This is a genomic window from Enterococcus malodoratus (assembly GCF_027659535.1).
Taxonomy (GTDB): domain Bacteria; phylum Bacillota; class Bacilli; order Lactobacillales; family Enterococcaceae; genus Enterococcus_A; species Enterococcus_A malodoratus.
Genome location: NZ_JAQDPG010000002.1, coordinates 277,089 through 291,467 on the forward strand (window position 1 = coordinate 277,089; position 14,379 = coordinate 291,467).

Consider the following 14,379-nt stretch of genomic DNA (forward strand, 5'->3'; position numbering starts at 1 on the left):
ATGACCATGAGTAAAATTGTCGTAAAAATTGGCGGTGTAGCCAGTGATAACCTAACAAAGAAATTTTTCCAACAAATCGAACAGTGGCAAGCATGCGGCCATGAAATCATTATTGTCCATGGCGGCGGCTACTATATCACTGAAATGATGGAACGTTTAAACATTCCGGTAATGATAAAAGACGGGCTGCGGGTGACGACTGAGCAGGCGCTGAAGGTCACTCAAATGGTGCTGATCGGTCAAGTTCAACCGACGATCACGACGCTCTTCCAGCAGCACGGATTTGGGACGATCGGTCTCAATGCCTCTTGCGATAATTTGATCCAAGGAAAATTGATCGATCAGAAAAAGTTGGGTTACGTTGGTGAAATCACTGACGTTCATCCTGCGGCGATTGAAAGTGTTCTGCATAAAAACTACATTCCGATCATCGCTCCTTTAGGAATGACGAATACAGGACAATGGTTGAATGTGAATGCTGATGATACTGCCTGTAAAATCGCAGAGGCGGTTGATGCGGATACCTTGTATTTATTAACTGATGTTCCCGGGGTGAAGCAATCAGGCGAATGGCTTGAAAAGGTTTCAATCACTGAAGTGGAACAATTGAAAAAAGAAAAAGTCATCACCGGAGGCATGATTCCCAAATTGGAAAGTGCGATGGACGCTTTAGAAAACGGCGTTTCAGAAGTTCATATTACCAACTGCATTGAGAAATCCGGTACTGTGATAGTAAAGGAGGGGGTCTTTGCATGAGTCAACTTTTTCCCAACTATGCACGAGAAACGATTGATTTAGTCGATGGTTCAGGCAGCTATGTTTACGACCAAAACGGAACAAGCTATTTGGATTTTATGAGCGGGATCGCTGTGAGCAATCTAGGTCACAATCATCCTAAAGTGATACAGGCTCTGTCAGAGCAGGCCGACAAAATTTGGCACAGCTCGAATTTATACTCCAGCCATTTACAAGAACAGGTTGCTGAAAAATTGACGATGGGAAAAGAGTATTTAGCTTTTTTCTGTAATAGCGGGACCGAGGCCAATGAAGCGGCGATCAAGCTAGCTAGAAAAGCAACTGGCCGTTCGAAAATCTTAAGTTTTGAACAGTCTTTCCATGGCCGAACCTATGGTGCCTTGAGTGCGACTGGTCAACCTGCCTTGCAAGCCGGCTTTTTTCCGATTGTCGAAGGCTTCGAATATTTGCCTTACAATCAGCTTGAGCCGCTGAAGGAGCAATTAGATGAAACTGTGGCGGCGGTCATGTTGGAAGTGATTCAGGGGGAGGGCGGCATTATTCCCGCAGAGAAAGAATGGCTTCAGGCTGTCGCAAAATTATGTAAAGAGAATAATAGTTTATTGATTATTGATGAGATTCAAACCGGAATGGGAAGAACAGGAACCTTTTTCGCCTTTGAAGCTTATCAGATCGAACCAGATATCATCACAATCGCCAAAGCTTTGGCTAACGGGATACCCGTTGGTGCAATGTTAGGAAAAAAAGAATTAGCCGAAGCTTTTGGCCCTGGTTCTCACGGAACGACTTTTGGTGGGAACAATTTAGCGATGAAGGTTGCGGATACGGTGGTAGCAGAGATCAATCAGCCCGATTTTATGGCAGAAGTAACGGCTAAAGGCAATTACTTGATCGAAGAACTGAGCAAGCTTATCGCAGTTTCAGACAAAGTTCTTGATGTCCGTGGAAAAGGCCTGATGGTTGGTGTAGAACTGGACTCAGCAGAAACGCTGCAGCAAACGATCCAAGATTTGAAGGCGCAAAAATTATTGGCAATCAAAGCTGGAAAAAATGTACTTAGACTACTGCCGCCGTTGACGATCAGTCAAGAAGAATTAGCAAATGGTGTCGAAATCATTCAATCGGTACTGAAATAACAGCTATTTCCGCATTTGAACGGAAACTGAAACGAATTTTTACTAGTATTATCCGAAAAACTCCTAAATATCAATCATTTTAGTGGGAATGTCCTCAGAAATTTTATGATTTCTGAGGATTTTTTGCATTTCAAAGGTGATGTTAAGTACAAAATAGCGATATTTTTCATTATTTGAAAACGCCGGAAGCCTTGGTAAATCAGGTATTCTATTTTGAAAATCATTATGTTTAAATAATAATTAAATTTTGGAGTGCAAAGGCCGTAGGAATAGGTGTACATTGTCCTTGTAAATAACTCGATCAAGGAAAAGATTCATTTTTGGATAAAATCAACTATTGAAGGAAAGGAGGATCACTCATGAAGCGAGAAATACTGTTGAATAGACGGCAATTATTTTCATTAACCCGCAAAACTTTAGAAAAGCGAATCAGAAAGAACTATTATCAAACGGGGAATGAACAGGACACAATCGAATTTTTGATAGCGCTTCAAGTTCGTGAAGAATTGGGTGAGGAAGATTTTTCTTTTGTATTAGAGGATTTAATTCGACAAATCTTTTTACAAAGCAAACCGACTCGGACTTTGCGCCGCTACTATGTTTTCTTCAAAGAATACTTTGCTCAGAAAGAATGGCGCATCTTATCCATCAGATTATTCCCAATCAAAACATTTATCGCTGAAAAAGCGAAGCAACTATATACGCAATTCATCAAAACACCTTTGAAAGGATTAGTCGGATCATGACGGATCGTTCAGGGAGAATAGACGGAGAAGGAGGGAAGAATAAATGCGAAGATTAGCCGCTACTTTTGAAAATAGTAATGGAAAGCGCCGCCGTTTGAGCGTGAAAGAGGCGAATCCTAATAAAACACCAGCTGAAATCAAAGCCTCATTAGAAAAATTGACGTTGTTAAATATTTTTGAAGAAGAGGGTGTCGTTCTGTTCAAAAAAGTGATCACGGCGAAATTTGTCGAAAAAACCGAAACGATAATTATTGATAAGAATGAGAAAAGACCGCTGGCTAAGCCTGCCGTGAAAGATGCGCCGACAGAAAGTTCCGTACAAAGTGTGACCGCTGTGCAAGAAAGATCGCAAGCAGCTTGCGCAGAACAAGGACCAGAGTCTATCCAAATTCCAGAAGATCTATGCATTTCGGAAGAAAAGCTGGCTTCGGATATTCTTGTCCAAACCGTCGAATTGCCTGAGGGAATCAATCCGCATAAGTTGACTGAGAGCCAAGCGCTGGCTCTTATCACGGCCTGTATGCCTCAAAATGCCTCATTGAAAGATATTCGAATCGAGGATCAGACGAATCCCGCTAAAATTATCTTGACGGAGCAACTCTCATTTGAACCGATCTTGACTACGCAATCCCCACCGGTCGAACCGAAGAAAAAAAGCGCGCGTTTGATTGATCGGATTAAAAAACGAAACAATTGATGATGGTTTGTCTTATCGAAAAACCAACGTTGGTATAAGATAAACGGGCTAATATAAAAATATTTAAAAGTGAATAACGATTTAAAGCCCACTGATTCAGAGGGCTATTTGTCGTGAGCAGGGTTTGATCAGCAGAATAATCAGGTTATCGAATTGGATTGGTTAAAAATAGTGTGACTCGTTTTTTCTTTTTTTCCTAAACCTCAGACTTTCCATCGCGCTTTTTTTCACTTATACTGGAGCTATCGGATTTTAGCAGGACACGGTGTAAAAGAATCTAAACATTAGGAGCGGCTGAATGGGAGAACGGGCGGATATTTTTTTAAGCACATTTAATCGGATCGAAAAGGAATTAAAACGTCAATTAGGCAATCCTGCAAACATGAGCTTCAGCGAAGCGGTTCGTCGGTTATCGAAACGGCGGGATAACTGGATCGGCGGAAGTGAAAATGATTTGCTGCAATTGGCACAATTACGCAATGCAATTGTACACGATCAAGTGGCGGATGATTTTGTGATCGCTGAGCCAAATGAATGGGCTGTTGAACGAATCCAGCAGATTGAAACGAGCCTGCTGCGTCCAGAAAAAGTTTTGCCGCGTTTCGGCAAGAAGGTGACCGGGTTTGAACGCGATCTGCCTTTAGTAGAAATCATGAAGATCATTACTGAAAAACGCTTCTCTCAGTTCCCAGTTTATGACTCAGGAAAGTTCATGGGACTGATCACCTTGCGTACGATTGGATTCTATTTTGCTCAGGAAAGTTTAACGGGTTCTGTGAGTCTCAAAGGCCGGGTGGCGGAAGATTTATTGATGGCTAATGGGAAACGAGTGAATTTCAAATTTGTTTCGGGGGACACCAAAGTTTCTGAGGTGGAGAAGATGTTCCAAACAGAAGGTGTCCTAGAGGCGATCTTGATTACAAAAGATGGAAACTCGGACGGTAATCTGTTAGGGATTATTCGGCCACGAGATATTTATACACAAGAAGGGAAGCAGTAAGCTTGTTAGTTATTTACTTATTATTAAGCGCGGGAATCATTGCGCTGGATCAGTGGTTCAAATGGTGGATCGTCAGCCAGTATAATTTTGGCGATAGTCAGACAATCATTCCCAATGTTTTATCATTGACACATATCCGCAATACCGGCGGCGCCTTCAGCTTATTCGAAGGCCAGCAGATCTTCTTCATTGTGATCACTGTCGTGGCGGTCGCAGCGGTGCTGTATTATTTGATCAAACATTTACATGAAAGCAAGTGGTTGACGGTTGGTTTGAGCTTCTTTTTAGCGGGAGCCATCGGCAATTTTATTGATCGTTTCCGGTTGGGATATGTCGTTGATATGTTTCGCTTGGATTTTATCAACTTTCCGATTTTCAATATCGCGGATATGGCTTTAGTTGCGGGAGTAGTCATGATATTTATTTATATTCTATTAGATGAGAGAGACAAGAAAAATGGATAATCAAATTGAAGTTATTATTAAAGAGGAAAAAGGGCGGATCGATAAGGTTTTAAATGATCGTCTACCGGAGTATTCTCGTTCACAGATCCAGCAATGGATCAAAAATCAACACGTTTCAATCGATGGGAAACCTATCAAAGCGAATTATAAGGTTAGTGCTGGCGATCAAATTTTGATCGAAATTCCGGAACCAGAGGAATTAGATTTAGTACCTGAAAATTTAAATCTGGAAATTGTTTACGAGGATGACGATGTCGTGATCGTCAATAAACCCCAAGGTATGGTGGTACATCCATCGGCTGGGCATCCGCAAGGGACCTTGGTCAACGGTTTGCTGTATCAAATCAAAACTCTTTCAACGATCAATGACGTGGTTCGTCCCGGAATCGTGCATCGAATTGATAAGGATACCTCAGGTTTGCTGATGGTGGCGAAAAATGACCGTGCTCATGAGGCATTGGCAAAGCAGTTAAAAGATAAAACTTCGCTGCGGAAATATGTTGCCTTAGTTCATGGCGAGATTCCTCACGAAAAAGGCCGGATCGAAGCCCCAATCGGCCGCTCAAAGGTGAATCGCAAGATGCAGGACGTGATCGAAGACGGGAAACCGGCTGTAACACACTTTGAAGTGTTGAAGCGCTATGAAGGGTATACGTTGATCGAATTGCAGCTGGAAACTGGCCGTACTCATCAAATCAGAGTTCACATGAAGTACATCGGTTATCCTGTCGCAGGCGATCCTTTGTATGGACTTAAGAAGACCTTGAAAGGCAACGGTCAATTTCTGCACGCAAAATTATTGGGCTTTGAACATCCGACAACAGGCGAGATGATGGTCTTTGAAGCACCGCTGCCAGAGCTTTTCAAAAAAACTTTGAAACAGTTAAAAGAAAAAGATTGATTTCTGAATTAAGGAATAGTATAGTGTTTTTAGTAAGAAATAAATAACTTAATAGTGATCCTTTAAGAGTAGTCCCGTGAGGCTAAGAAGGAAGTCGATAGTTGTTTGGACTAGGTGCGCCTAGGTGAACGCTGTCATTTTGACGAAGTCGATAACATTCCTCCTACCTAACTACGGGTAGGAGTTTTTTTATGGTCAAAAACAAGGAGGAGACAGGATGTTAAAAAAAGAGGTAGTAGATGAAGTAACAATGAAACGAGCGTTGACTCGAATCACCTACGAGATCATCGAGCGGAATAAAGGGGTTCAGGATATTGTCTTGATCGGGATCAAAACCCGCGGGATCTTTATCGCTCAACGAATCGCGGAACGCTTGAAACAATTAGAACATATCAATGTGCCTGTAGGAGAATTAGATATTACCTTGTATCGCGACGATGTGAAGGTACAGGAAGCTGAGCCGGAATTGCATTCTTCAGATATTCCTTTCTCAATCGAAGGCAAAGAAGTGATTTTAGTCGACGATGTCTTGTTCACCGGCAGAACGATTCGTGCAGCACTGGATGCTGTGATCGACTTAGGTCGTCCAAATCGAATTTCACTAGCAGTTTTAGTCGACCGCGGCCATCGTGAATTACCGATCCGCGCGGATTATGTTGGGAAAAACATTCCAACCGCGTTAACCGAAGAAATCATCGTGGAAATGGAAGAAAACGATGGACAAGATCGCATCATGATCCAAAAAGAAGACTAAAAAATAATGTATAGACACTAGAAAGAGGACATTCTCCATGCAAGAGTTTCACAATGATGACGTTGTTTTAGATATTCACGACCGCCCAAGTGCAGGACACTGGGTCGGATTAAGTATTCAACATTTATTCACGATGTTCGGCGCGACGGTCTTAGTACCGATCTTAGTCGGAATCAACCCAAGTATCGCACTAGTCAGCTCAGGATTAGGAACAATCGTTTACCTGACTGTAACTAAAGGAAAAATTCCTGCCTACTTAGGCAGCAGCTTCGCCTTTATCGCAGCGATGAAATTATTGATGAAGAGTGACGGCTATCCAGCAGTCGCGCAAGGCGCTTTGACCTGCGGATTGGTTTACTTGATCGTTTCCTTCATTATCCGCAAAATCGGCTCTGCTTGGCTGGATAAAATTTTACCGCCGATCGTTGTTGGACCAGTCGTAATGGTCATCGGCTTAGGCTTAGCCAGCAACGCCGCACAAAACGCGATGTATAACAACGGAGTTTACAGCTTCAAATACGTAATGGTTGCTTTGATCACATTGGGACTAACGATTTTCTTCAACATGTTCTTCACCGGCTTCCTAGGACTGATTCCGATCCTTTTAGGAATCGTCGGCGGCTATGTCACAGCAATGCTCTTCGGCATCATCGACTATCAACCGATCATCGATGCAAAATGGTTGGCGATGCCTGCTTTCAGTGTGCCTTTCGTCAGCTATCAGCCGAAACTTTATGTCAACGCGATAACGACCATGGCGCCGATCGCTTTTGTCACAATGACTGAACACATCGGACACTTGATGGTATTGAATAAATTGACGAAACGAAACTTCTTCGATGATCCTGGCTTGGATCGCACCTTGATGGGCGACGGCCTAGCGCAAATCGTCGCAGGCTTCGTCGGCGGACCTCCCGTAACAAGTTACGGTGAAAATATCGGGGTTCTGGCAATCACACGCGTTCACAGTGTATTCGTCATCGGCGGTGCAGCAGTCTTCGCAGTCTTGCTGGGCTTTGTCGGCAAGCTTAGCGCACTGATCTTAAGCATTCCTGGTCCAGTCATCTCAGGGATCAGCTTCATCCTCTTCGGTGTTATTGCCGCAAGCGGGTTGAAGATCTTAATCGAAAACAAGATCGACTTTGACCGTAAAAAGAACTTATTAATCGCTTCAACCATTCTGGTCATCGGTATCGGCGGCTTGGTTTTTGAAGCAGGAACCTTCACTTTATCTGCCATGGCTTTGGCGACCGTCTTGGGAATCCTTTTGAATCTCATCTTGCCGGAGCAAGCGCGCAGCGAAAATTAGACTAACACAACACTAATGGGTTAGTCGGATGGAATCGACGCAGGAACATTCTATTAAGCAGGAACATTCTATTAAATAGAAACGAGGAGGAAATTTCATGATCATTCAGTCTGAGGAAATTAGTCTGAAGCATTTATTGACGGTCGAAGCGTTGACCGATCAAGAGGTGATGGGACTGATTCGACGAGCGCAGCAATTCAAACAAGGTGCGCGCTGGACACCGCATAAGGACCAATACTTTGTCTCCAATCTTTTCTTTGAAAATAGTACCCGAACCCATAAAAGTTTTGAAGTTGCTGAGAAAAAACTCGGACTAGATGTGATTGATTTTGACGCCAAAACCAGTTCCGTTCAAAAAGGCGAGACCTTGTATGACACCGTCTTGACTATGTCGGCATTAGGCGTTGATGTGGCGGTCATTCGCCACGGCGATGAGAATTATTATGACGAATTGATCCAAAGCAAGACGATCCAATGTTCGATCGTTAACGGCGGCGACGGCAGCGGTCAGCATCCAACCCAATGTTTGCTGGATCTGATGACAATTTATCAAGAATTTGGCCGGTTCGCTGGTCTGAAGGTCGCGATTGCTGGGGACATTACCCACTCACGGGTAGCGAAATCCAACATGCAGATGCTGAAACGTCTAGGCGCGGAAGTATTTTTCTCAGGACCAGAAGAATGGTACGACGAAAGCTTTGATGTCTATGGCTCCTACCGTCCGCTGGATGAACTCGTACCGGAGGTTGATGTCATGATGCTTTTACGTGTCCAGCATGAACGCCATGACGGACAGGAAAGCTTTTCAAAGGAAGAATACCACGAAAGATACGGCTTAACGATCGAACGCGGCCAACAGTTGAAAGACCGTGCGATCATTATGCATCCGGCACCAGTCAATCGCGATGTGGAAATCGCCGACAGCTTAGTTGAAGGCTTGCAATCACGGATCGTTCCGCAAATGACGAACGGCGTGTACATTCGAATGGCAATTTTAGAAGCAGTACTTAGAGGAAAATCGTAAAGGGGCAGATAAAATGAAAACATTGATTAAAAATGGAAAGATCGTAACAAAAGACAATCAAACAATTACGTGTGACCTTTGGCTAGAAGACGGCATTATCGCCGGCATGGGAAAAGATTTTTCGGACATTACGTTTGATCAGGCGTACGACGCAAACAATCAGTTAATCACACCAGGCTTAGTTGATGTTCATGTTCATTTACGAGAACCAGGCTTTACTTATAAAGAAACCATCAAGGACGGTTCGAAAGCAGCGGCTCGCGGCGGCTATACAACAGTCTGCGCGATGCCTAACCTAGACCCAGTCCCTGACACTGTCGAAAAGTTCAATGCGATAAAAGACATTATTGAAAAAGACGCGGTAGTCAAAGTATTACAATACGCGCCGATCACGGAAGAATTGCGCAGCGAGATCTTGACGGACCAAAAAGGCTTGAAAGCCGCTGGGGCCTTCGCTTTCACTAATGACGGAGTCGGGGTGCAGACAGCCGGTACGATGTACTTAGCAATGAAGGAAGCAGCTGAAAACAATATGGCTTTAGTCGCTCATACGGAAGATGAATCCTTATTATTCGGCGGCGTCATGCATAAAGGCGAAGTTAGTGAAAAGCTGGATTTGCCAGGAATCCTAAGCGCCACGGAATCCTCACAGATCGCCAGAGATTTGATCTTAGCAGAGGAGACAGGTGTTCACTACCATGTGTGCCACGTGTCAACGAAGGAAAGTGTCCGGGTAATCCGCGACGCGAAGAAAGCCGGCGTGCATGTCACTGCTGAAGTATCACCGCATCACTTGATCCTGATCGATGAAAATATTCCTGAGGATCATGGCTACTGGAAGATGAACCCGCCATTACGCGGCGTAGGCGATCGCGAAGCATTGATCGAAGGCCTGCTTGACGGCACGATCGACTGTATCGCAACCGATCATGCTCCCCATGGTTTTGAAGAAAAGAACCAAAGCTTCTTGAAATCACCATTCGGAATCGTCGGCAGCGAAACAGCGTTCCAATTGATTTATACGCACTTTGTTGAAACAGGACAATTTACATTAGAACAAGTGATAGATTGGATGGCTGTCAAACCAGCGGAGATCTTCGGCTTAACCGCGGGTACATTAAATATCGGCCAACCGGCGGATATCGCGGTATTCGATCTGAATCACGAAGAAAAAATCGATGACAAAAAATTCGCATCACTAGGGGTGAACACACCTTTCACTGGGTGGCCAGTTAAGGGTGCGACACTGATGACCTTCGTGGATGGTCAGTTGGTATACAACAAGGAGGACTAAGACGTTGAAAAGACTTTTAATTTTAGAAGATGGCACAGTATTTGAAGGTGAAGGATTCGGCGCAGAGGCAAATGTCGTCGGCGAAGTCGTCTTCACCACCAGCATGACCGGATATCAAGAAACAATTACCGACCAAAGTTTCAATGGCCAAATCATTACCTTCACTTATCCGATGGTAGGAAATTACGGCGTAAACCGCGATGACTATGAATCGATCGCACCCACTTGCAAAGGTGTGATTGTTAAAGAACACGCACGCTTGGCCAGCAATTGGCGCAACCAAATGACCCTAGACGAATTTCTGAAACGCAAGGGCATTCCGGGAATTTCTGGAATCGATACACGCGCATTAACCAAAAAATTACGCAGTGTTGGAACCATGAAAGGCAGCATCGTTGATCCAGCCGATCAATTGGAGCACTCGTTTGACCAACTAAAAGCAACAGTCTTGCCAACGAACCAAGTCGCACAAGTTTCGACGGTCACTCCTTATCCGAGTCCAGGTGTCGGCCGCAACGTTGTCGTGATCGACTTCGGCTTGAAGCACAGCATCTTACGCGAATTGTCGCGCCGTGAATGCAATTTGACCGTGATGCCTTACAACACGGATGCCCAAACGATCCTAGACCTTTGTCCCGACGGTGTGATGCTGACCAACGGCCCCGGCGATCCAAAAGATGTGCCGGAAGCAATTGAAATGATCAAGCAAATTCAAGGGAAAGTACCGATTTTCGGTATCTGCCTTGGACATCAGCTGTTCGCATTAGCGAATGGTGCCGATACGTACAAAATGAAATTTGGACACCGCGGATTGAATCATCCAGTGCGGGAAATCGCGACTGGACGGATTGACTTTACTTCACAAAATCACGGCTTCGCGGTCGATGAAAAAACAATCGATCCTGAAAAATTGATGATCACACACGTAGAAGTCAATGACGAAACAGTCGAAGGCGTCCGTCATCGGAACTATCCGGCATTCAGCGTACAGTATCACCCAGACGCTGCGCCTGGACCGCACGACGGGGTTCATTTATTCGACGAGTTTATGGAAATGATGGATGCATGGAAGGAGCAAGCATAAATGCCAAAACGTACAGATATTAAAAAGATCATGGTCATCGGTTCTGGACCGATCGTGATCGGTCAAGCCGCGGAATTTGATTACGCCGGCACGCAAGCTTGCTTAGCGTTAAAAGAAGAGGGTTATGAAGTCGTCTTGGTCAATTCAAACCCAGCGACGATCATGACGGACCGTGAAATCGCGGATACAGTCTACATTGAACCAATTACACTGGAATTTGTTTCCCGCATCTTACGCAAAGAGCTGCCTGATGCGATCTTACCAACACTTGGCGGTCAAACAGGCTTGAACATGGCGATGGAATTAGCGGACTCAGGGATTTTAGATGAGTTGAAAATCGAATTGCTTGGAACAAAATTATCAGCGATCGATCAAGCGGAAGACCGCGACTTGTTCAAACAATTGATGGAGGAGCTGGATCAGCCGATTCCCGAATCAGAAATCGTCAATACGGTTGAAGAAGCGGTAGCCTTTGCCAACACGATCGGTTATCCGATCATCGTACGCCCGGCCTTTACTTTAGGCGGAACCGGCGGCGGAATGTGTGACAATGAAGAAGACCTTCGTACAATCGCAGAAAATGGTTTGAAACTTTCACCAGCGACACAATGCTTGATTGAAAAATCAATTGCCGGCTTCAAGGAAATCGAATACGAAGTGATGCGCGATTCAGCAGACAACGCGATCGTCGTGTGTAACATGGAGAACTTTGATCCAGTCGGAATCCATACCGGCGACTCGATCGTTTTTGCCCCAAGCCAAACCTTATCGGATTATGAATATCAAATGCTGCGGGATGCATCTCTATCGATTATCCGTGCGTTAAAAATCGAAGGCGGCTGTAACGTTCAGTTGGCCCTTGATCCTCACAGCTTTGACTATTACGTGATCGAAGTGAACCCGCGGGTTTCTCGCTCATCCGCACTAGCAAGTAAAGCAACGGGGTATCCAATCGCTAAGCTTGCCGCAAAAATCGCGGTTGGTCTGACATTGGATGAAATGAAAAATCCAGTTACCGAAACAACGTATGCGGAGTTTGAACCAGCTTTAGACTATGTAGTTGCGAAAATCCCGCGCTGGCCATTCGATAAGTTCGAAAGCGGCGAACGCGTTCTCGGGACACAAATGAAAGCGACTGGCGAAGTCATGGCGATCGGTCGAAATATCGAAGAATCCTTGCTAAAAGCCGTTCGTTCATTAGAAATCGGGACGTACCACGCAGAATTACCTGAATTAAGTGAAGTCACGGACGAAGAATTAACCGAAAAAATGGTTAAGGCTCAAGACGATCGATTATTCTACTTAACAGAAGCGATCCGCCGCGGGTATTCAATCCAAGAAATCAACGAACTGACGAAAGTCGATCTCTTCTTCTTGGATAAACTGCTGCACATCGTTGAATTAGAAACAGAATTAGCGCAGAACAAAAAGGATACTACTTTACTAAAACAAGCCAAACAAAACGGCTTTGCCGATGTCAAAATCGCCCAGCTTTGGGGTATGTCGGCGAATGAAGTTCGGGAATTCCGGACGGCAGAAAAAATCGTACCAGTTTATAAAATGGTCGATACCTGCGCCGCAGAGTTTGAATCACAAACACCCTACTTCTACAGCACCTACGAGTTCGAAAACGAAAGCGTTCGGTCTGATAAAGAATCTGTCCTAGTCTTAGGTTCAGGTCCGATCCGGATCGGGCAAGGGGTCGAGTTCGATTACGCGACGGTTCACTCAGTTAAGGCGATCCAAGCGGCCGGCTATGAAGCAATCATTATGAACAGCAATCCAGAGACTGTTTCGACCGACTTCTCCGTTTCGGATAAATTGTACTTCGAACCATTGACACTGGAAGACGTAATGAACGTGGTTGAACTAGAACAACCAACCGGCGTTATCGTCCAATTCGGTGGGCAAACAGCCATCAACTTGGCTGAACCATTAGTGAAAAACGGCGTCAAGATTCTTGGAACAACGATTGAAGACTTAGATCGGGCAGAAGACCGCGACCAATTCGAGCAAGTTCTGCAAAGCTTGGATATTCCGCAGCCGCCGGGTGATACAGCAACCAGCGCGAAAGAAGCAGTGAAAATCGCTGACAGAATCGGTTACCCAGTCTTGGTTCGCCCAAGTTATGTGTTAGGTGGCCGGGCAATGGAAATCGTTGAGAATCAAGCAGATTTAGAAGACTACATGGCTAACGCTGTGAAAGCTTCTCCAGAACATCCCGTTCTAGTCGATCGCTACTTGATCGGTAAAGAATGTGAAGTAGACGCGATCTGTGACGGCGAAACGGTCTTGATTCCAGGAATCATGGAGCATATCGAACGCGCAGGGGTTCACTCTGGCGACTCGATGGCAGTTTATCCGCCGCAAACCTTCTCTGATGAATTGAAGGCTACGATTGAAGAGTATACGCGTCGTCTAGCCTTAGGCATGAACTGCATCGGTATGATGAACATCCAGTTTGTCATCCACAACGATGAAGTCTTCGTGATCGAAGTCAATCCGCGTGCAAGTCGGACAGTGCCATTCTTGAGTAAAATCACGAATATCCCGATGGCGCAAATTGCTACAAAAGCGATCTTAGGCCAAAGCTTGAAAGAACTAGGCTACCAAGACGGATTATATCCTGAAAGTGACATGGTTCATGTAAAAGCACCGGTCTTCAGCTTCACGAAGCTGCAAAAGGTCGATACCTACTTAGGGCCTGAAATGAAATCAACCGGTGAAGTGATGGGAACCGATCGTAATCTAGCGAAGGCTCTTTACAAAGCTTTTGCGGCATCCGGCCTTCATTTACCAGATTTCGGCGCAGTCTTGTTCACAGTCGCTGATGAAACGAAGGATGAAGCATTAGACCTTGCGAAACGCTTCAAAGATGTTGGCTACAGTCTGATCGCAACCGCGGGCACCGCCAAATTCCTTGAGGAAAATGGTCTGAATGCCAAGACCGTCGCGAAAATTTCCGAGTCAGATGATAATAATGTGATCGACCTGATTCGCAGCGGCGAAGCACAAGTTGTCATTAACACGATGGACAAAAATCGTCAAAACTCATCAGAAGACGGCTTTATCATTCGCCGAGAAGCAGTGGAACATGGAGTATCCTTGTTCACTTCGCTAGACACTGCCGATGCAATCTTACGAGTCATGGAATCACGCGCATTTTCAATCCAAGAAATATAATTTTTGCAGAGTGGAGCGTGCTTCACTCTGT

The 14,379-nt window shown here is 44.9% G+C and carries 13 protein-coding genes; all 13 read left to right on the forward strand.

Going from position 1 to position 14,379, the window contains the following annotated elements; all coding sequences use genetic code 11:
• The first annotated feature begins 6 nt into the window (after positions 1-6).
• The 13 genes from argB (at position 7) to carB (ending at position 14,348) form a co-directional block, all read left to right on the forward strand.
• A complete protein-coding gene (gene argB, locus PGP85_RS04725) occupies positions 7-756 on the forward strand; it encodes an acetylglutamate kinase (protein WP_270326357.1) in 750 nt (249 codons plus the stop codon).
• Positions 753-1,892 (forward strand): acetylornithine transaminase, encoded by a 1,140-nt coding sequence (locus tag PGP85_RS04730; RefSeq protein ID WP_270326359.1) that lies wholly within the window; start codon positions 753-755, stop codon positions 1,890-1,892. The genes argB and PGP85_RS04730 overlap by 4 nt, the downstream gene beginning before the upstream one ends.
• A gap of 359 nt (positions 1,893-2,251) precedes the next feature.
• Positions 2,252-2,638: a hypothetical protein gene (locus tag PGP85_RS04735; RefSeq protein ID WP_270326361.1), complete on the forward strand. Its 387-nt coding sequence runs from the start codon at positions 2,252-2,254 to the stop codon at positions 2,636-2,638.
• A 43-nt stretch (positions 2,639-2,681) separates the two neighbouring features.
• The gene (locus PGP85_RS04740; protein WP_270326363.1) at positions 2,682-3,335 is read left to right on the forward strand and encodes a DUF2922 domain-containing protein; all 654 of its coding nucleotides are present in this window, start codon (positions 2,682-2,684) and stop codon (positions 3,333-3,335) included.
• Positions 3,336-3,633: 298 nt separating this feature from the next.
• Positions 3,634-4,335 (forward strand): CBS domain-containing protein, encoded by a 702-nt coding sequence (locus tag PGP85_RS04745; RefSeq protein WP_010739189.1) that lies wholly within the window; start codon positions 3,634-3,636, stop codon positions 4,333-4,335.
• 2 nt (positions 4,336-4,337) lie between these two features.
• A complete protein-coding gene (gene lspA, locus PGP85_RS04750) occupies positions 4,338-4,799 on the forward strand; it encodes a signal peptidase II (RefSeq protein ID WP_270326365.1) in 462 nt (153 codons plus the stop codon).
• A complete protein-coding gene (locus PGP85_RS04755) occupies positions 4,792-5,700 on the forward strand; it encodes an RluA family pseudouridine synthase (RefSeq protein WP_270326367.1) in 909 nt (302 codons plus the stop codon). Before lspA ends, PGP85_RS04755 begins: the two co-directional genes overlap by 8 nt.
• A gap of 217 nt (positions 5,701-5,917) precedes the next feature.
• The gene (gene pyrR / locus PGP85_RS04760) at positions 5,918-6,454 is read left to right on the forward strand and encodes a bifunctional pyr operon transcriptional regulator/uracil phosphoribosyltransferase PyrR (protein ID WP_010739186.1); all 537 of its coding nucleotides are present in this window, start codon (positions 5,918-5,920) and stop codon (positions 6,452-6,454) included.
• 37 nt (positions 6,455-6,491) lie between these two features.
• A complete protein-coding gene (locus PGP85_RS04765; RefSeq protein ID WP_010739185.1) occupies positions 6,492-7,763 on the forward strand; it encodes a solute carrier family 23 protein in 1,272 nt (423 codons plus the stop codon).
• A gap of 97 nt (positions 7,764-7,860) precedes the next feature.
• A complete protein-coding gene (locus tag PGP85_RS04770) occupies positions 7,861-8,787 on the forward strand; it encodes an aspartate carbamoyltransferase catalytic subunit (RefSeq protein WP_010739184.1) in 927 nt (308 codons plus the stop codon).
• Between the two features lie 13 nt (positions 8,788-8,800).
• Entirely contained in the window at positions 8,801-10,081 is a 1,281-nt protein-coding gene (locus PGP85_RS04775; protein WP_010739183.1) for a dihydroorotase, read from the forward strand.
• A gap of 4 nt (positions 10,082-10,085) precedes the next feature.
• Positions 10,086-11,165, forward strand: a complete 1,080-nt coding sequence (locus tag PGP85_RS04780; protein WP_010739182.1) for a carbamoyl phosphate synthase small subunit — start codon at positions 10,086-10,088, stop codon at positions 11,163-11,165.
• Positions 11,166-14,348 (forward strand): carbamoyl-phosphate synthase large subunit, encoded by a 3,183-nt coding sequence (gene carB, locus PGP85_RS04785; protein WP_010739181.1) that lies wholly within the window; start codon positions 11,166-11,168, stop codon positions 14,346-14,348. It begins immediately after the preceding gene.
• The last annotated feature ends 31 nt before the right edge of the window (positions 14,349-14,379 follow it).

Bases quoted from the DNA above. Each gene is read 5' to 3' on its own strand.
- pyrR (WP_010739186.1), top strand. From the start codon at position 5,918: ATGTTAAAAAAAGAGGTAGTAGATGAAGTAACAATGAAACGAGCGTTG.
- PGP85_RS04745 (WP_010739189.1), top strand. From the start codon at position 3,634: ATGGGAGAACGGGCGGATATTTTTTTAAGCACATTTAATCGGATCGAA.
- PGP85_RS04770 (WP_010739184.1), top strand. From the start codon at position 7,861: ATGATCATTCAGTCTGAGGAAATTAGTCTGAAGCATTTATTGACGGTC.
- argB (WP_270326357.1), top strand. From the start codon at position 7: ATGAGTAAAATTGTCGTAAAAATTGGCGGTGTAGCCAGTGATAACCTA.
- PGP85_RS04730 (WP_270326359.1), top strand. From the start codon at position 753: ATGAGTCAACTTTTTCCCAACTATGCACGAGAAACGATTGATTTAGTC.
- carB (WP_010739181.1), top strand. From the start codon at position 11,166: ATGCCAAAACGTACAGATATTAAAAAGATCATGGTCATCGGTTCTGGA.
- PGP85_RS04755 (WP_270326367.1), top strand. From the start codon at position 4,792: ATGGATAATCAAATTGAAGTTATTATTAAAGAGGAAAAAGGGCGGATC.
- PGP85_RS04775 (WP_010739183.1), top strand. From the start codon at position 8,801: ATGAAAACATTGATTAAAAATGGAAAGATCGTAACAAAAGACAATCAA.
- PGP85_RS04740 (WP_270326363.1), top strand. From the start codon at position 2,682: ATGCGAAGATTAGCCGCTACTTTTGAAAATAGTAATGGAAAGCGCCGC.
- PGP85_RS04765 (WP_010739185.1), top strand. From the start codon at position 6,492: ATGCAAGAGTTTCACAATGATGACGTTGTTTTAGATATTCACGACCGC.
- PGP85_RS04735 (WP_270326361.1), top strand. From the start codon at position 2,252: ATGAAGCGAGAAATACTGTTGAATAGACGGCAATTATTTTCATTAACC.